The sequence below is a fragment of the Collinsella sp. AF11-11 genome (genome assembly GCF_003465485.1).
Taxonomy (GTDB): Bacteria; Actinomycetota; Coriobacteriia; order Coriobacteriales; family Coriobacteriaceae; genus Collinsella.
Map to the genome: position 1 here is coordinate 98,268 of NZ_QSAS01000004.1, position 18,019 is coordinate 116,286.

At 62.2% G+C, this 18,019-nt stretch carries 14 protein-coding genes and 3 tRNA genes; all 17 read right to left on the bottom strand.

What is annotated here, in order from left to right:
• Nucleotides 1-174: 174 nt before the first annotated feature.
• Entirely contained in the window at nt 175-1,530 is a 1,356-nt protein-coding gene (gene gdhA, locus DWV58_RS04505) for an NADP-specific glutamate dehydrogenase (RefSeq protein ID WP_117776327.1), read from the bottom strand.
• Nucleotides 1,531-1,792: 262 nt separating this feature from the next.
• Nucleotides 1,793-1,889: transfer RNA gene (locus DWV58_RS09845), tRNA-Sec, on the bottom strand.
• Nucleotides 1,890-2,103: 214 nt separating this feature from the next.
• Nucleotides 2,104-4,074, bottom strand: coding sequence for a selenocysteine-specific translation elongation factor (gene selB / locus DWV58_RS04510; RefSeq protein ID WP_117776328.1), 1,971 nt, complete (start codon nt 4,072-4,074; stop codon nt 2,104-2,106).
• On the bottom strand, nt 4,071-5,528 hold the full coding sequence (gene selA / locus DWV58_RS04515) for an L-seryl-tRNA(Sec) selenium transferase (protein ID WP_158564518.1): 1,458 nt from the start codon (nt 5,526-5,528) through the stop codon (nt 4,071-4,073). The genes selB and selA overlap by 4 nt, the downstream gene beginning before the upstream one ends.
• A 185-nt stretch (nt 5,529-5,713) precedes the next feature.
• Complete coding sequence (locus DWV58_RS04520) at nt 5,714-6,550, bottom strand: formate/nitrite transporter family protein (RefSeq protein WP_117639223.1); 837 nt, start codon at nt 6,548-6,550, stop codon at nt 5,714-5,716.
• Nucleotides 6,551-6,666: 116 nt separating this feature from the next.
• Nucleotides 6,667-6,740 (bottom strand) — tRNA-Gly (locus DWV58_RS04525).
• A gap of 6 nt (nt 6,741-6,746) precedes the next feature.
• Nucleotides 6,747-6,823: transfer RNA gene (locus DWV58_RS04530), tRNA-Pro, on the bottom strand.
• A 91-nt stretch (nt 6,824-6,914) separates the two neighbouring features.
• Entirely contained in the window at nt 6,915-8,273 is a 1,359-nt protein-coding gene (gene brnQ, locus DWV58_RS04535; RefSeq protein ID WP_117776330.1) for a branched-chain amino acid transport system II carrier protein, read from the bottom strand.
• Between the two features lie 77 nt (nt 8,274-8,350).
• Nucleotides 8,351-9,490: an aminotransferase class V-fold PLP-dependent enzyme gene (locus tag DWV58_RS04540; protein WP_117776331.1), complete on the bottom strand. Its 1,140-nt coding sequence runs from the start codon at nt 9,488-9,490 to the stop codon at nt 8,351-8,353.
• Nucleotides 9,487-9,738, bottom strand: coding sequence for a DUF3343 domain-containing protein (locus tag DWV58_RS04545; RefSeq protein ID WP_117773607.1), 252 nt, complete (start codon nt 9,736-9,738; stop codon nt 9,487-9,489). The genes DWV58_RS04540 and DWV58_RS04545 overlap by 4 nt, the downstream gene beginning before the upstream one ends.
• 19 nt (nt 9,739-9,757) lie before the next feature.
• On the bottom strand, nt 9,758-10,384 hold the full coding sequence (gene yedF / locus DWV58_RS04550) for a sulfurtransferase-like selenium metabolism protein YedF (protein ID WP_117776332.1): 627 nt from the start codon (nt 10,382-10,384) through the stop codon (nt 9,758-9,760).
• Between the two features lie 60 nt (nt 10,385-10,444).
• Nucleotides 10,445-11,494, bottom strand: coding sequence for a selenide, water dikinase SelD (gene selD, locus DWV58_RS04555; RefSeq protein ID WP_369831636.1), 1,050 nt, complete (start codon nt 11,492-11,494; stop codon nt 10,445-10,447).
• A gap of 70 nt (nt 11,495-11,564) precedes the next feature.
• Nucleotides 11,565-12,329: an acyl-CoA dehydratase activase gene (locus DWV58_RS04560; protein ID WP_117776334.1), complete on the bottom strand. Its 765-nt coding sequence runs from the start codon at nt 12,327-12,329 to the stop codon at nt 11,565-11,567.
• Nucleotides 12,330-12,488: 159 nt separating this feature from the next.
• The gene (locus tag DWV58_RS04565; RefSeq protein WP_117776335.1) at nt 12,489-13,652 is read right to left on the bottom strand and encodes a double-cubane-cluster-containing anaerobic reductase; all 1,164 of its coding nucleotides are present in this window, start codon (nt 13,650-13,652) and stop codon (nt 12,489-12,491) included.
• A 150-nt stretch (nt 13,653-13,802) separates the two neighbouring features.
• The gene (locus DWV58_RS04570) at nt 13,803-15,086 is read right to left on the bottom strand and encodes a double-cubane-cluster-containing anaerobic reductase (RefSeq protein WP_117776336.1); all 1,284 of its coding nucleotides are present in this window, start codon (nt 15,084-15,086) and stop codon (nt 13,803-13,805) included.
• A 445-nt stretch (nt 15,087-15,531) separates the two neighbouring features.
• Complete coding sequence (locus tag DWV58_RS04575) at nt 15,532-16,602, bottom strand: sulfate/molybdate ABC transporter ATP-binding protein (protein ID WP_117639205.1); 1,071 nt, start codon at nt 16,600-16,602, stop codon at nt 15,532-15,534.
• 3 nt (nt 16,603-16,605) lie between these two features.
• The gene (gene modB, locus DWV58_RS04580) at nt 16,606-17,871 is read right to left on the bottom strand and encodes a molybdate ABC transporter permease subunit (RefSeq protein ID WP_233540506.1); all 1,266 of its coding nucleotides are present in this window, start codon (nt 17,869-17,871) and stop codon (nt 16,606-16,608) included.
• Nucleotides 17,872-18,019 lie beyond the last annotated feature (148 nt).

The following is an 18,019-nucleotide window of genomic DNA, read 5'->3' on the forward strand; positions in this document are numbered from 1 at the left end:
AGGACAAAATCCACCCACCCATCCATAACTTGCGGTGATATACGGACTGATTAGCCGTTCTGGAACGCAAAACAATCCGTATTCCACCGCAAGTTATGAGGAGTCCTCCGGGATAGAGAAGGCTCCCAGCCAAGATGGCTGGGAGCCTTCTACGACGCTATGTCGAGCGAAGATTTAGCAGACGCCCTGGGCGAGCATGGCGTCGGCGACCTTCAGGAAGCCGGCGATGTTGGCGCCCATGACAAAGTTGCCCTCCTGGCCATACTCCTTGGCGGTGTCGTCCACGTTGTGGAACATGCCGCGCATGAGCTGCTCGAGCTTGCCGTCGACCTCCTCGAAGGTCCAGGACAGGTGCTCGGCATTCTGGCTCATCTCCAGCCCGGACACGAGCACGCCACCGGCGTTGGCAGCCTTACCGGGCATAAAGGCGACGCCGTTCTCCTGGAAGTAGGTCGTGGCCTCGATGGTCGTGGGCATGTTCGCGCCCTCGCCGACCACCTTGCAGCCGTTGGCGACGAGCGCCTGGGCATCCTCGAGCAGCAGCGTGTTCTCGCGAGCGCAGGGCAGCGCGATGTCGCAGGGCAGCTGCCACACGCCACGGCCGTCGCCCTCGTGCCACGTGGCATTGGGCTTCTCGTCGACGTACATAGCGAGCGTGACGCCCTTGTCGTGGCCAGAGCGCTTCTTGTTATAGACATGCTCGAGCACGGTGTAGTCGATGCCGTCGGGGTCCTCGACCCAGCCGTGGGTGTCGGAGCAGGCCAGCACCTTGCCGCCGAGCTGGGCGACCTTCTGGACCGCGTAGATGGCGACGTTACCGGAGCCGTGAACGACGACGTTCTTGCCCTCGAAGGACTCGCCGCGGCTCTTGAGGTACTCGTCCACAAAGTAGACCAGACCGTAGCCGGTGGCCTCGGTACGGGCGAGCGAGCCGCCAAAGGAGAGGCCCTTGCCGGTAAGGACGCCGGTCCACTCGTTGGTCAGGCGCTTGTACTGACCGAACATGTAGGCAACCTCGCGGCCGCCAACGCCCAGGTCGCCGGCGGGAACGTCGGTATTGGGGCCAATATGGCGATAGAGCTCGGTCATGAAGGACTGGCAGAAGTGCATGATCTCGTTGTTGGACTTGCCCTTGGGGTCAAAGTCAGAGCCGCCCTTGCCGCCGCCCATGGGAAGGGTGGTCAGGCTGTTCTTGAGGATCTGCTCCAAGCCCAGGAACTTGAGCATACCCAGGGTGACCGTCGGGTTAAAGCGCAGACCGCCCTTGTAGGGTCCAATGGCAGAGTTGAACTCGACACGATAGCCGCGGTTGACCTGGACCTTGCCCTGGTCATCGACCCAGGGGACACGGAACATAACGATGCGCTCGGGCTCGACGAGGCGCTCAAGCAGGGCGGCCTCCTCGTACTCGGGATGGGCGTCGAGCGCCGGCTGGATGGTGCCGAGGATCTCGGTCGCGGCCTGGATGAACTCAGGCTGCTCGGGATAGCGGGCCTTGAGCTCGTCGAGAACTTTCTGCGTGTAGCTCATGCTTCCTCCAATTGATGGAAAAGAAAGGTGTCGTTCGCGGCGCCCCATGCGCCGTGAGCTTTATCGAGTATGGATAATATCGCACTGTTGCGGCAAAGTTACGAATAAGACCGCGGGCGGATGTTTCATTTTGATTACGATGCAGGTAGAAGCGTTTTTGAACAGCTGACGTACAAATTGCGTGTTTCGAAGCTGTTTCGTCCACGTGGTCCATACCACCACAAAGAGGACAGGCACCTTTGTGGCGGTTGGCAGGATGCGTTGGCGGGAACGTATGTGAATCGAACACATCCAAGACGTTTTGCACGCCTCACAACGGTTTTGAGGACCGCGGGGCCCACCGGAGCCCATCCGTTCCCAAACGTGGCGGTATTTTACCAAACGCGCAGTGTCGCGCCACGAAAACGGCCCATCTACTACGTTTAACCAGCAAGGGTAAACCATACCCACTTTTTCGTAACATCGGCAAGTCATCTACCTGCGGTTTTGTTTTTGCGGTTTTTGAAATGGTCGAGGGTAGTCACTTAAACGTAGTAGATAGGCCGGTTTTGTGGCGAGCGGCGATTCGGAGCCCTAGCGCAGGGATCTGAGACCGCCGGCCTCCTTGTTGAGCGTCGTAAAACGCACCGCATCCAGGTGCTCCAAGATGCTAATGGCTCGTTTGCGCGACACGCCTAAGGCCTCGCGCAGCACACTCGTCGTGGCAACGCCGCCAGCAGCCTCGATAGCCGCGGCGACGACCTCACGTGCATGGGCCTCGGCGGCGGCAGACAAGGCAACGTCGCGTTCGATCTTAACGATCGCGCGGTTGAGCGAAAGCTCGCGCAGGGCACGCGTCATGGTGTCGCGATCGAGCTGCAGACGCTCACCCACCTCGGGCAGTGTCGCCGCACCGAGACCCGCCTCGTCGAGGGCGGCCACGATGCGCTGGCTCGCCTCGCGCACCACACGTATCGCCGCAGCGGCAGAGTGCGGGTCGAACACCTCGGCACCGTCGACGGTGCACACGCCGCGCGCACAGCCCTCGAGAACGAGCGCGGACGCAATGTCTTCGCCCGCTGTCGGCCAGGCGGCATGCGCGACCTCGCCCGGCGTGAAACCCGTCTGCTTGGGCGCGGCCCCGTGCATGGCGGCCAACGTGACGGAGAGCGTGGCGAGGGCGGCATCGAGCACAGCGGGGGCGGCATAGAGCTCCTCGGTCGAGCGCTCGGCATGAAGCGCCACGGCGTCACCCGAGGAAACCGCCCCGTGCAGGAGCGCAGCCGCCTCGGCACCCGAAAGATCGAGAGCACGGGCTGCGGCCGCGGCAGGCACAGGCAGGCGCTGCAGCCCCAACCATGCGGCAACGGCGGCGGCGCGGTCGTCGGCATCCAGGGCCCCGAGCAGCGCGCACTCGCCCGCGGAGAGGACGCGCGAGCGGCGGCACCGCGAAAGAAGAACACGACCGCCGCCGATAAGCACCACCGGCGAGAACGCGAGCACAATGAGGCCGTCGCCTGATCGCACGGGAAGGCGCTCCTCCAGACGGACCTGCACGATGCGGGTCTCGCCAGCCTCAATGGGTCCCTCACCCTCCATGAGCATGACACGGCCAAGGACCTCCGCCGTACCCGCCATCACATGAACGCGCGTACCGGACTCGAAGGGCGCGGGCTTGGTGCCCTCGCGCCCCAGATACGTGAAGCGGGCGATGAGTCTGAGCGTCAAGCCCTCGGCACCAGACCCGCAGAGGACCTCGCCACGCGGAAGGTCGCCCGCACCGTCGCCCACGATGTTGAGCGCCGCGCGCTGTCCGGGCAACGCCCGAGGAGTATCACCATGCACCTGAATCGCGCGCACGCGGCAGCGCACGCCCGCGGGACATGAGACGAGCTCGTCGCCCACCGCTACGGGGGCATCGTGAAGCGTGCCCGTGACGACCGTCCCGGATCCCTTGATGGTGAAGCAGCGGTCGATGGGCAGGCGCGGGGCCAGACCGGGGCGCACCGGGCGGGATGCGGTATCGGCCAGGAAAGAGTCGATGGCGGCATCGAGGGCAAGGCGAACGTCCTCGATGCCCACGCCCGTGCGCGAGGAAACAGGCACCACGGGCGCATCGGCAAAGACGGTATCGCTGAGGAAGTCCATCACGTCGAGCTCGGCGAGCTCCGCCGTCTCGTCATCGGCCAGATCGCGCATCGTGAGCGCCACCACGAGGTGCCTCACACCCAACAGCTCCAGAATCCGAACGTGCTCGCGGGTCTGCGGCATCACGCCCTCAACGGCCGAAACCGCCAGCAACGCAACGTCCACGCCGGTGGCGCCCTGCACCATGGCGCGCAGATAGTGCGCATGCCCGGGTACGTCGACCAAGCCGACAAGCTTGCCGCTGGGAAGCTCGAGCTCGCCAAAGCCGAGCTCAGTGGTCATGCCTCGGCGCCGTTCGACCTCCAGACGGTCGGGATTTTTGCCGGTCAGCGCCTCGATAAGGGCCGACTTTCCGTGGTCGACGTGTCCTGCTGTTCCAACGACAACGGGACATTCGACAAGCTCGCGCGCGGTCATCGACGCAAACCTGCCCGCACGGCATCCGCCAACGCAGACGCACACAGGTCAAGGTCGGTGTCGCGCAAAAGCGTGCGAACGTCAAAAAGCACCTGGTCGTGCCGCACGCGCGTCACAACCGGCGTATCGGGCTCCTGTACCATAGCGCGCTTTAGGCCATCGGCGGATAGGCGCCCATCGACGGGACAGACGGCAACGCAAAAAGTTGGGAGCTCGACGGTCGGCAGCGAACCGCCGCCCGGAGCAGACACGCCCTCGACAACCTGCAGCTCCACCGCCTCCTCACACTGAGACTCGCGAAGCTTGCGCAGCATGCGGTCATGCAGGCGCTTGGCCTGACGCTCGAGCGGAGCCGGCGCGCCGGAAAGCATGTTGAGCACCGGGATCTCCCGATGCGCTGTATCGGATCCGGTCACATACAGGCGCAAAGTGGCCTCGAGCGCCGCGAGCGTGAGCTTGCCGGGGCGAAGCGCGCGCATAAGCGGATGCGAGGCACAGGCGGCGATTACCTGGGCGCTACCGAGAATAATGCCCGCTTGCGAGGCGCCGAGCAGCTTGTCGCCCGAGCACGAGACGAAGTCAACGCCGGCGCAAAGCGAGGCGGACGTGGGCTTCTCCCCAGCATCGACGAGCACCTCATCTGTAAGCAAAGCGCCCGAGCCCTGGTCCTCGTACAGTAACAGCCCGTGCTCATGCGCCAGCGCGGAAAGCTCCGCCGCGGAAACCTCCTCGTGGAAACCCTCGATACGGTAGTTAGAAGGATGAACTTTCAAGATCATCGCCGTATTGGGCGTAATGGCGCTTCGGTAATCATCCAGATGCGTGCGGTTGGTGGAGCCCACCTCGACAAGCTTGGCACCCGAAGCCGCCATGATATCGGGAATGCGGAAGCTGCCGCCCACCTCGACCAGCTCGCCGCGACTCACGATGACCTCTTTGCCGCACGCATGCGCGGCAAGCACCAGCAGCACCGCCGCGGCGTTATTGTTGACGACCAGGGCGTCCTGCGCCCCCGTGAGCGTGCGCAGCAGACGCGCGGCATGCTCTTTGCGGCCCCCGCGAGCGCAGGTTGAGACGTCATACTCAAGCGTGCTGTAGCCGCGAGCGACATCGGTCACCGCCCGCACCGCCGCGGGCGCGAGCGGAGCGCGGCCCAGGTTGGTGTGAATCACAACGCCCGTCGCGTTAACGGCAGGGCGCAGGGTCGGCAGCGACAGGCGGTGGCACCGCCGCTCGATAGCCAAGGCGAGCTCGCGCTTATTCCTAGCGGGGGCGCCAGAGCGAATCGCCGCGCGCTCGGCATCGAGCTCGGCGTCAATCGCCTCGCGCACCAACGTGTCGCCCGCATCGCCGGCAGCCTTCATGACCGGCCACTCGGCCAGCAGCTCGTGCACGGCGGGAATGGAGCGCAGGCGGTCGCGCACCTCGGCAGGCATGGATTCGCAGTCGCTCATGGAAAGCCCTTCGACATAATCAATAAAAAGCAGGCCCCCCTTGGTCGTCATCGGCCAAAATGTGACGACGCGAATACAAAAGGGACAGGTCCATTATGGCAGCTCGCGACAAGACGGCGAAGCGCCTCGTCCAAAACCTGCCAAAATAAACCTGTCCCTTTTTGGTCGGTTATGGGTTGGGTCCTTTAGGACTCTTTGTTGGCGTAGATAAACCAGTAGCCCAGCGCCACGATCAGGGCGCCACCTACGATATTGCCCAGCGTGGCGACCGAAAGGTTGAGCGCCAACCCGGCGGCGTTGAGGGCATCGGCGCCGGCGACATCGGCTCCATAGCCGCACGCGTGCATCACGGCACCCATGGGCAAAAAGTACATGTTGGCAACGCAGTGCTCAAAACCGCATGACACAAAGGCGGCGATAGGCAGCAGAATACCCACGACTTTATCGACCACGGTCTTGCCGGCGGTACCGATCCATACAGCCAGGCACACAAAGATGTTGCACAGAATGCCGCGGAAGAAGATGGTGACGGCGTCAATCGAAACCTTACCGGCGGCGACACTCACCATGGTGTTGGCAACGGCCTCGCCGTTGAGCTTATAAATAGCTGCCATGTAAACCAAAAAGACAACGAACAGCGCGCCGGCAAAGTTGCCGATCCACACAACGACCCAAGCCTTGAGCATCTGGACGAGCGTGATCTTTTTGCTCTTGAGCGCGCAGACCATAAGCGAGTTGCCGGTAAACAGTTCCGCGCCGCAAATGAGCACGAGCACCAGTCCCAGGCAAAAGCACAGGCCGCCCACAAAGCGCTGAGCGCCCCAGCCAAGGGACGCATCGCTCAGAAAGACCGTGAAGAACAGACCGCCGAAGGCGATGAACGCGCCGGCGAACATGGCGAGCAAAAATGCCTTCGAGGCAGGCAGACTGGCCTTGGTAACGCCGGCGGCCTCGGTCTTGGTCTCGATTGCGGCAGGCGCCAGGCAGTCGGGGATGGGGTATTCTGCCTTGAAATCTGCCATGTCAGTCACTTCTTTCCTAATCAGCAGGGACGAGCATTGCCAATGCAAAGGCCCCGCGTCGGACGGTCAAAACAAAACAGGTCAGAAGTAAACGTACCTCTGACCTGCAAATTACTTGGAGCGGGCGACGGGAATCGAACCCGCGTCATCAGCTTGGAAGGCTGGGGTTCTACCATTGAACTACGCCCGCAAGATATGGTCGGGACGACAGGATTTGAACCTGCGACATCCTGCTCCCAAAGCAGGCGCGCTACCAAACTGCGCCACGTCCCGAAGGTGTTGAGCAGCTAAGGTCTAAACCTTGCGTGTCCCAAAGCGAAGGAAATTATAGGGGAGACTCCCCGCCTGTGCAAGCGCAGAAACCCTAGCTCCTCGAATGTGCGACAAACTTGCTGTGGAGCAGACCGATCACAAAGGCAACTACGGCGACCGGCGCCCACGCGGCACCGATGTCTGCCAGCGGCAGCACATCAAACGGCAGCCACGCGCCCGCAAAGAACGCGTCGCGAACCGAGGTGATCACACTCTGCACCGCAACAACGCCGCCGACCCAGACCCACACCTGCGGATGAGCGTCGCAAAAGCCGTGCACCAGGCCCATCAGTACCAGCACGATGGCAACGGGATACAAGGCGTTGAGCATGGGCACCGAGAACATAAGAATCACGTCGAGGCCCACGTTGGAGAGCACGCACGAAAACGCAGCGAACACAAAGGCGAGAACCGCAAAGGGACGGCGCATGGCCTCCTCAGAGGCCTCCGCTCCCCCTTCGACCACATACGTCTCGCAGAAGTAACGCGAGCAGCAGCTGATGAGGCCGATACACACGTTCATGCAGGCGAGGAAGAAGATGGCGAAGACCACGACCGTGCCGGCAAGCCCAAAATGCATGGAGGCCGAACGGGCGAGGATGGCGGCGCCGTTGGTAGCGTCGGGCATCACGGTGCCGAGCTGCATACCGGCAAGACCCAAGCCGCAGTAGATGATAGCCATGAGCACGCCGGCGATCACACCGGAACGCGAAATCTCAAAGGCCACGCGCTTGTCATCGGTAACACCCAACTCGTGGATGGTCTCGGCGATGATGATGCCGAAGGCGAGCGACGCGAGCAGGTCCATGGTCTGATAGCCAGTCAGAAAGCCCTGCACGGCAGCACCGGCATTGTAGGGGGCCTGCGGCGCGGCAGCCGGTCCCAGCGGCGAGATCACGGCAGCACCCACGACCAGCACGATGAGCGCAATGAGCGCGGGGCCCGTAATGCGGCCGAGCACGCGCGTGATGACGCCTGGACGCAACGTGAGCGCAAACGCGACGATAAAGAAGCCAATGGCAAACACCAGACGTGCCGTGCCGAGCGAAACGCCCTCGGGTAGCAGCGGCACCAGCATTTCGAACGCCGTAGAGCTTGTGCGCGGAATGGCCAGGCACGGACCGATGGCCAGGTAGACCGCCGCAACGAAGAATTCGCCAAACTTAGGATGCACACGCCCGGCCAGCTCGCGGGCCGTGCCGGCGAGCGCGACGGCGATAAAGCCCATAACGGGCAAACCGATAGCGGCAATCAAAAAGCCGATCATGGCAACTGGCGTGGCAGAACCTGCCTGCAGTGCCAGCAACGGCGGAATGATGAGGTTACCGGCACCAAAGAGCATCGAGAACAGCGCAATGCCGACGGTGACGACATGGTCGGAGCGCAGACCACGCGGGGCGGATGAGGCCATAGGCATACCTTTCGAGTCGAAACAAAAACGGGACGGGCAAAAACACCCGTCCCGCAAGTATAAACGGTCTAGCAGCTTTAGCAGGCTAAATCGCGCAGAGCATCGATAGCCGTGTCGACTTCTTCGGTCGTGTTGAAATACCCAAACGAGAAGCGGACGACACCCTGGCGCTCGGTACCTAACGCGCGGTGCATGAGCGGAGCGCAATGGGCACCGGGGCGCGTCGTAATCCCCCACCCTTGCATGAGCTCGTCCGAGATCTCGGCAGAGTCGATATCGCCCACGTTGAGCGACACGATCGCCGAGCGCGCAGGTTGGTCAAACGCACCGTAAAGTACAATGCCGGGGATTTCGCGAGCGCCGGAGAGGAAACGTTCGGCGAGCGCGCGTTCGTGAGCTGCAATCGTCTCCACCCCGCCCTGTGCCTCGATAAAATCAAGGCCTGCGGAAAGGCCCGCTATGCCGTGACCGTTGAGCGTGCCCGCCTCGAGCCGCGTGGGCCACTCCATGGGCTGCAACGCATCGAAACTGTGCACGCCCGTACCGCCCATGGCCCAAGGGGCCACGTCAATGCCCTCCGCCACGGCCAGGCCGCCGGTCCCCTGCGGACCCATGAGCCCCTTGTGGCCAGTAAAGCACACCACGTCGAGCCCCATGGCCTGCATATCGATATGCGCCGTGCCGGCAGACTGCGAGGCATCGACGATCACGAGCGCACCAGCCGCATGGGCCACAGCCGCCACACGTGCAACGTCAACGGCGTTGCCGGTCACATTGGAGGCGTGCGTCACCACGACGGCGCGCGTGCCCGGCGTGACCAGCTGCTCGAGCTCGTCATAGTCGAGCACGCCGTTCGCGTCACAGCCCGCGTGCTCAACGGTCACACCCCGCTCCGCTGCCAGGCGGTTGAGCGGACGCAGCACGGAGTTGTGCTCGAGCACCGTCGTGACCACGCGGTCGCCGGGGCGCACCACGCCACAGATGGCGGTGTTGAGCGCCGCCGTAGAGTTGGGCGTAAAGCACACATGGTCCGCCCTCGGGCAACCTAAAAGGCGCGCGATCTTGGCACGGCAACCGTGAATCGTACGAGCGGCATCGAGGGCACTCGACGTGGCGCCGCGCCCGGCATTGCCGAGCGAGCACATCGCCTGCGTCACGGCATCGATGACCGTCTGCGGCTTGTGCATGGTCGTCGCCGCGTTATCCAGGTAGATCATCGCACGACCTCCCACATATCAATCACGGTATAGCCCTCGGTAGGAACGCCCGCCGCGGTAAGCTCGCTGCGCAGCAGCTCCTCATCGGCAGGCAACGCTTTCCACGCCAGACCACAGCCGGCAGCGACCTCCCCGGGCACGGGAATCGTTCGCCCGGGAAGGCCACGCTCAACGCACAGGGACTCGCAGCCCATGGCGGCCGCCGTGGTGGGAAACGTGATGACAAGCGCCGGGCGCTTCTCCCTCATGGCAACTCCAACCAATACGCTACGGGCGCACGACGCGCACGGCCTGCTCCATCTTCTCCACGATCACATACATGTTCGTGACCTCGCCCACGGCAAGCTGGTCCTTAATGCCATAGTGGTCGAGGCAGGTGCCACAGGTGAGGATCTCAACGCCCTGCTCGGCCAGGCCCTTCAGGTCATCGAGTACCGGCGAGCCCTCGACGGTGAGCTTGGCTCCGCCGTTGTAGAACAGCATGGTCGCGGGCAGCTCCTCCTGCTGCGTCACGGCAAAGATGAAGGCCTTCATGAGCTTGTGGCCCAGCTCGTCGTCGCCGCGGCCCATGCAGTCGGTGTAGACGGAAATGACGAGCTCGCCCTTGCCGGTGCTGGCACCACAGAAGGCAGCGCCATCCTGCTCGGGATCGGCCACGGCAATGGCACCAGAGGTCGCCACGGTCACGTGCCACTCAGCGTCAGAAACCTTCTCGACCGAGGCCGTGCAGCCCTTCTCCTGCGCCATCTTGGAGATGTTCTTGACGGCGGTCTCGTTATCGACCGAGGTCACCACGGCACCCTCGCCGTCAAACTGTTTGAGCGCCTTAAGCGTCTTGACGACGGGCAGCGGGCAGGCATCGCCCATGGCATTGACTTCAATTTTGGTAGACATAGCTACATCCTTTCAAAAGGGACCGCCCAGAACAGCAGGCGGTCGCATAAACGGTTTTCCTTAATGCACAACGCGAACAGCAGGACCGCCCGGCACCGGCTCGCACGCGCGACCGATTGTGGCGGCAACGCGCCCCTCGGCATGTAAACGACGCGCAAGCTCATCCACATCCGCCACGGGCGCCGCGATAAGCAGGCCACCAGACGTCTGCGGATCGTACAGCGCGTCGAGCATGCCCGGCTCCAGGTCCCCGTCGGCAGCCACACGCGGGCCAAAAAAGTCCTGGTTGCGGTAGGAGCCCGCGGGGATAATGCCCAGACGCGCCATGTCGAGCACCTGGTCAAAGAGCGGCACCGCCCCCGACACAAGCTCAATCTGCACGCCCGAGCCCTCGGCCATCTCGCACGCGTGCCCGATCAGGCCAAAGCCCGTGACATCGGTGCAGCCGTGAAGCTCGAGGCCCTCGGCCAGACGAATCGGGGCCTCGTTGAGGGTGCGCATCGAGTCGAACATGGCTGCGGCCTCGTCCTGCTCGATGAGCTCGCCCTTAATGGCCGTGGTGATGATGCCAGAGCCGATCGCCTTGGTCAGCAGCAGGACATCGCCAGCGCGCGCGCCGCTGTTGGCGAGCATGCGGTCGAGCGCGACAAAGCCGCTCACAGACAAGCCGTACTTGGGCTCGTCGTCGTTGATGGTATGACCGCCCGCGATAGAGCAGCCCGCCTCGACGCACTTGTCGGCGCCGCCCGCCAGAATCTGGCCGGCAACCTCAACACCCAGGCAACTGGGTATGCAGAGCAGGTTCATGGCATGGCTCGGCCGCCCGCCCATGGCGTAGATGTCCGACAGCGAGTTTGCCGCGGCAATCTGGCCGAACAGAAACGGGTCGTCGACCATCGGCGGGAAGAAGTCGATGGACTGCACGAGACCCAGGTTATCGCCAACGCGGAAGACGCTCGCATCGTCGGAGGTATCGAACCCCACGAGTAGGTTGTCGTTATGCACATTGGGCAAGTCGCCCAGGACCTGGGCGAGGGCTCCAGGAGCCAACTTAGCGGCTCAACCGCTCGCGGCCGTCATAGACGTGAGCTTAATCTGATCGTCAGGCATCGATACCTCCTCTCATCGGTCAATCATTTTCTCTCAGTATACGCATGAATGCGAGCCCAAGGCGGATGCATTAATTGAGCGCCTGTGCGCGAATCGCCGCGCCGATGGCACCGGCAAAGCGAGCCTGGGGCGAGGTTGTCACCGGCGACCCCAGTAGCTCGCCCAACCGCTCCACCACGAAGGCGTTCTCGCACAGGCCACCGGTCAGGTAGTACGGGGCGCCCGCGGCCTGCCCGGCCATGGTCGCCATGCGCGAGACCACGCTGTCGATCACGCCACGTGCGATGTTCTCGCGCGGCTCACCGCGACCGATCAGGCTGATAACCTCACTTTCGGCAAACACCGTGCACATGCTGCTGATCTTGGTGGGCTCGCCGGAACGCGCCAGGTCGGCCATCTGCTGCTGGGAAATGCCTAGGCGGTCGGCCATGATCTCCAAAAAGCGCCCCGTGCCGGCGGCGCACTTGTCGTTCATGGCAAACTTGGCCACGCGGCCGCCTTTAAGCTGGATGACCTTGGTGTCCTGGCCCCCCACGTCAATCACCGTGCCGTGATCGCCAAACAGACGCACGGCACCGGTACCGTGGCAGGTGATCTCGGTCACGACCTTGTGCGCATAGGGCACGGCAACACGGCCGTAGCCAGTCGCGATCACGCGCACGTCGTCGGCAGCCACGTCATAGCCAGCTGCGGCAAGCTCGCCGCGCAGACGCTCGGCCGCATCAACCGAGGAGAACCCGGTTGGCTGCACGCACGTCCACGCCACCGAACCCTCCCCGTCGACCACAGCGGCCTTAGCCGCCGTAGACCCGATATCGATCCCGATCCCCATCATGGCTCTCTCCTAATCAGCAAGAAAATCAAACGATCAGACACTGCTGCAACAACGGCCCTCTGGCGTCTGAGGTGCCCGAGATTCCGAGCGACAAGCCCGACGAAGCGTACTCAAGGTACGCGAGGAGGGTTGGAGCCGGAAGGTCGGGTGCCTCAGACGTCAGAGGGTTTCGATAAAGGCGGCGATGCGCGTCTCAATCTGGCCCATGTCTCCGTTGCTGTAGTCGGTCTCAATCTTCATATACGGAATACCCGCACCCTCGACAGCCTCCTGCATGCGCGCACTCTCCACGTTAAAGGTGTGGCACGCCTGGAGCACATTCTCCACTACGCCATCGACGTGATGCTTCTCGCACATGGCCAGCGTGTTTTCCATACGGTCGTCGTTGGGCGTCATGACCGAGCAGTTGATATCCAGGTAGCGGTCGGCGATGGCGCGAAGGATGTCGGGAGCCTCCGGGTCGATCATCATGGCCGCCGTGCGCTCGCCCGAGCAGTCGTCCATGCACACGACCACACCGCCGTTGGACTCGATGGCGCGACCGATCTTGTTGATCACGCCGCCCACCGGGCAGCCGGTGATCAGAATGCGCTTGGCATCCGCCGCGACCGAGCGCTTGCCCGCGTCGTAGGCCTCGCGCAGCTTGGCGACCTTTTGCTCCAGCTGCTGCGTATAGGCCTCGATATCAAAGCTGAACGTACCGGCAAACATGGTGCTCATCAGGTCGACGCCGCTCATGGCCGCCGGCTGGTTGGCCTGCAGTGCAAACATCTCGAGCTGGGCCGCACGCAAGCGGTTGCGACGACGGACGGCAGCGCGCAGGTCATCGTCGGTAATCGTGATGCCGTAGAAGCCCTCGAGCTCCTCCTTGAGCAGGCGGCACTCCTCGTACCAGCCTTCACGCTCGTAGGCACGATCGCGACCCTGCGGAAGATGCAGAATGTGCGTGCGCTTGAGCTCGTTGAGTAGCTCGTACATCTTCTTCTTGCCGTCGCAGGTGGTCTCGCCGATGATCATGTCGCTAAAGTACGTAAACGGGCACTTTTGCGAGTAGGCAAAACCGTAGGTCGACTTGATGAGCGGGCACAGGTTTGCCGGCAGCACCTTCTCGGCCTCGGGAATCACCTCATCGGACGTACCGCACAGAGCCACGCTCGCAGCCCCCGCGGCATCGATAATCTCGAGCGGCGTATAGCTGCACAGATACCCGATCAGGCGATTACCGGCCTGCTTGTAATCCTTAACGCGAATAAACGCGGCCTTACGCTGCTCGTTGAACTCCTCAAACGTGCTGGGCAACGGCTGCTCAATATTTTCCGACATATAACTCCTAAACCTTTTAACCAACCAAGGAAACGGCTTTCCCAGGCGCCCGAGGTTGCCGTGAAAGAGCAGCTCCGCGCACTTTGGTACGCAAGCGACGGTTTGAACGGCAAGATCGGGTACCTGGGGAAGCCGCCGGAACGTATAGCCCTAAATGGTTTCCAAGAAAGCTTCGATGCGCGTCTGCAATTGGCCTGCGTCCTCGCCGACGTAGTCGGTCGTGATGTGCATGAACGGAATGCCCGCCTCCTCGGCGGCCTTCTCCACGGCGAAGGACTCCATCTCATAGAGCGTGCAGAACTGCAGGGCCACGTCGACGATGCCGTCGGCATGCAGGTCCTTGGCCATCTGGACAATGTCCTTCATACGCTGGTCGTTGGGCGTAAAGACGGCGCAGTTGATCTTAAAGTAGCGCTCGGCGATGGCATCGAGCATCTCGTCGACCGTCTCACCGGACTCGTCGACCAGGTCCTTGTAATAGCGCGAGCCCGTGCAGGACTCCTCGCCTACCACAATGCCACCGGCTTTCTCGATGAAGTTGAACAGCTTCCAGTTGGGCACGGCCATGGGCGTACCGGTGTACAGGATGCGCTTAGTCCCCTTGGGCGCCACGCCCTCGCCGACCTCGACACGCTGCTCACACTCGGCCGCCATATCGTTAATGGCTCCGGTCAGACGTGGCGTGTCGTCCATAAAGGCGGCCTGAACGGTCAGCAGGCTGTCAAGACCGCTGATGGGCGCAGGGTCGGCAGCGCGCGTGGCAGCGAGGCGCTGCAGGGCGCGACGCTTCTCATTGACGGCGTGGATGGCGGCCTTCAGACGCTCAGGCGTAATCGTGACGCCGCACTCTTCCTCGATCTTGGCGGCGAGCTTCTTGACCTCGGCCTTCCAGGTCACGAGCGTTGACTCGTCGTGTACGTTGGGAATATCCATGACGTACATGTTCTTTTGCGTGGCAAAAAACTCGTAGGCCTTCTTCTTGCCATCGCAGGTGTTCTCGCCTACCACCAAGTCACTCGACTCAATGTAGGGGCAGACCTCGCCCAGCTTAAAGCCGGCAAAGCTCTTGATAAGCGGGCAGGTGTTGCGCGGCAGATGCTCCTCGACCTTATCGGTTGCCCAATCGGCACCCGAGCACAGGCCCACGGGAATACCGTCGCAGGCGAGCACAATCTCCTCGGGCACGTACACGCAGAACGAACCGACGATCTTGGTGGCCTCGCCGGCCTCCTTCTTGTCGAGCATCTCCTTAATACGGCCGCTGTGGATGTTGGTGGCCACAAAGTCCAGGTAGGACGTGGACTTGGAGCGATTGTTCTGCGTCAAGAACATATCGCCGTACATCTGGCCCACGGCGCCCAGCAGCATGTCGTGGTCGGCAAGATTCATGCCGAGGCTCTCCCACATCGGATGGAAATCGAATTCTTCAGCCATGGCGGTTCCCCTCTCGAACCAAAAACGGATAACAGCGGTATCGATGCACGACGGGCGGCGATTGCCCTGCCGTGCTCAAACCCGGAATTTTGGGGAACCTGCTTTGCGGTTGACTATTTAATTGTGCGTCGTCTCTCCCGGAGCCGTGAACATACCTGCTCATATGCGGCTCCGAGCGATATATAGGGCACGCGCGGCAACGCGGCGAATGTATGTCGTCTGCGGCATGTGCGCACCCTCCTTAACCAGTTGAGGTCAACTATATCAACGGTCATCGACCATGCGAACACCGTTGACAATCGTACGACAGCTGCGGGATGCGAACACCTCGCTGTCTGATAAATAATTATCAGATTGATAAGATTTTGTCATATAGAAATCGGCGAGCGGTAAAGTGGAAACAAAGCGGTCGAGGACTACCTCCTCGCCCGCATCGCCCACCGCATCAACGACAAACCAAATGGATCCTGCTGGCATCAAAATGCATGCGCAGCGTCTCGCCTGCTTGCGGCAGCTCGTCGACAGGCATGCCCACTTTGTTGACCTTCCACTGCAGGCGCGTCGGCGCATCGGCACGCGGCACATCCAGCAGCACCAGGCGCTCAAAACGCGAATCGCTCACGCGGGCCACATGCAGATCGTAGCTGTTACGACCGCGCTCAGCGCGGTTGTCCACATGGAAATAGCTCGCACGAATACCCAGGTACGCCACATTATCGGGAACCTCACGGCCCACGTTGAAGGTCATGCCCCAGTCCAGGGCTTCAACTTCCTGAAGCTCGATCTTGCGCGCGCGGCTCGTATTCTTGCAGCCCGTCAGACGCAGCGCAGCCAAGGTTTGCGGCCGGCGGACCACGTCCTCGACGGAGCCGATCTCCTCCACATGCCCGTTATGCATCACGCAAATGCGCTCGCACAGGCGGCATGCCTCGTCAATATCGTGGCTCACGTAGAGCACGGTACGGTTACAGACGTCGAACAGGTCGAGCATGTTCTGCTCAAGCGCGCTCTTGAGATACGCGTCGAGCGCGCTCATGGGCTCGTCGAACATAAAAATGCCCGGGTGTGCCGCCACCATGCGAGCAAGCGCCACACGCTGCTGCTGGCCGCCCGAGAGGCGCGCGGGATAACGGTCGGCAAAGTCGGCCAGTCCAAAGATGCCCAGGTAGCGCTCGGCAAGTTGTCTACGCGCTGCGGCGTCACCTGCACCCTCAACGCCGGCGCACACGTTATCGGCCACCGTCATATTAGGGAACAGCTGATAGTTTTGAAACATCAGGGCGCATTTTCGCTCCTGGGGCGAAAGGTTGATGCCCGCCGCAGAGTCAAAGAAGGTCACGCCGTTGACGACGATCTTGCCCTCGTCGGGTGTCTCCACGCCGGCAATGCAGCGCAACGTGCAGCTCTTGCCGCAACCCGAGGCGCCCAGGAGCGCCACACGCTCCTCGCCGGCCTCAAGCTGCATGTCGAGCATAAACCCGGGATAGCGTTTTTTGATATCCAAAACGAGCGACATAGCTTATCGACCTCCCTGCGGTGCTGCGTCATCGCGCATGAGCTCGGCCAGCGCCTCGCGATCGATACGCAGCGCATCGCCGCCCACTGGGTCGAGCGAATCGATCTGGCTACCCAGCTGCTTGGCCTGCTTGCGCTCCGCGTGGGACAGGCCGCGCTCGCGGTACTTTTGCGAATGCGCCGTGTACATATTGATGAACAAAATGACCAGGAAACTAAACACGATCACGACGACGACCCAAAAGAGGGCCACCGAGGTGTTGCCGCCCATCCACTCAAAGTAGATGGCGATAGGGATGGTCTGAGTAATGCCGGCGTAGTTGCCCGCAAAGAACAGGGTGCAGCCAAACTCGCCCATGGCACGCGCGAAGGCAAGCACCGCGCCGGCGGCAATCGAGGGCCAGCCAAGCGGCATCATAAGCTTGGTAAAGATGCGATGCTCAGACCATCCCAGGGTTCGCGCGGCATCGAGCATCTGCGTGTCGAGGCTCTCGAAGGCTCCGAGTGCCGTGCGGTAGACCAGCGGAAACGACACAACGACGGCCGAAATGACCGCCGCCGGCCACGTAAAGACAATCGAGATGCCGTGCGCGATGAGCCACTGGCCCACCCCGGTCGAGCGGCCAAATAGCATGAGGAGCAGAAAGCCGCAGACCGTGGGCGGCAGCACCATAGGAATCGTAAAGACCGAGTCGAGCAGGCCCTTGATGCGACTCGAGGTACCCATAGTCTTCCACGCGGCGAACAGGCCCAGCGCAAAGGAAATCAGCAGGGCAAGGCCGCTCGTTTTTATGGACACCCAAAGCGGGCGATAGTCGATGTCGCCCAAAAAGGAGGCCAGAGAGGTCAAGGGACCCTGCTCATCCCGCAACACGACAGACGATGCTTCTACCATTTGAGCGCTATCAAGCCAACGCGCGCCGCCCTTGGCATCACCCGAGGCTGATGCAATCACCACATAGCGGTCCCCATCCGCACCACGCACATCAAAGCCATAGGCATACCCGCCGGCATCAAACGTTGTTTCCGCCGTAACATACCAAGGAAGATCAACGTCCCCTAGCTGCGCACCTCCCATGGAGTTTGCGCTGTCGAGCTCACAGACGAGGGCCTTGAGACCCGATACGCACTCGTTGTCCTGCGGATCCAATCCATACTTCTCGGCCGCCTTGGGCGATATCCACGCCACAACGCGATCGGCAGCAGGCGCCACTACAAGGTCCACGTCCTCGTCAACGGGAAACCGGTAGCCCTCTGGCTGGCCCTCCATGGCACGAGCGGTCCCCTTGGCCAACCGCTCAAAACCCTCGATTCCATAGGGAAGCCCATGTGCGGTCGCAGCAACCTGGGCCCCGTCTTCAGCGTCCCCAGCAAACGCAAATCCCGGCACCCAGCAAAGCGCGAAGGTCAAAGCACAG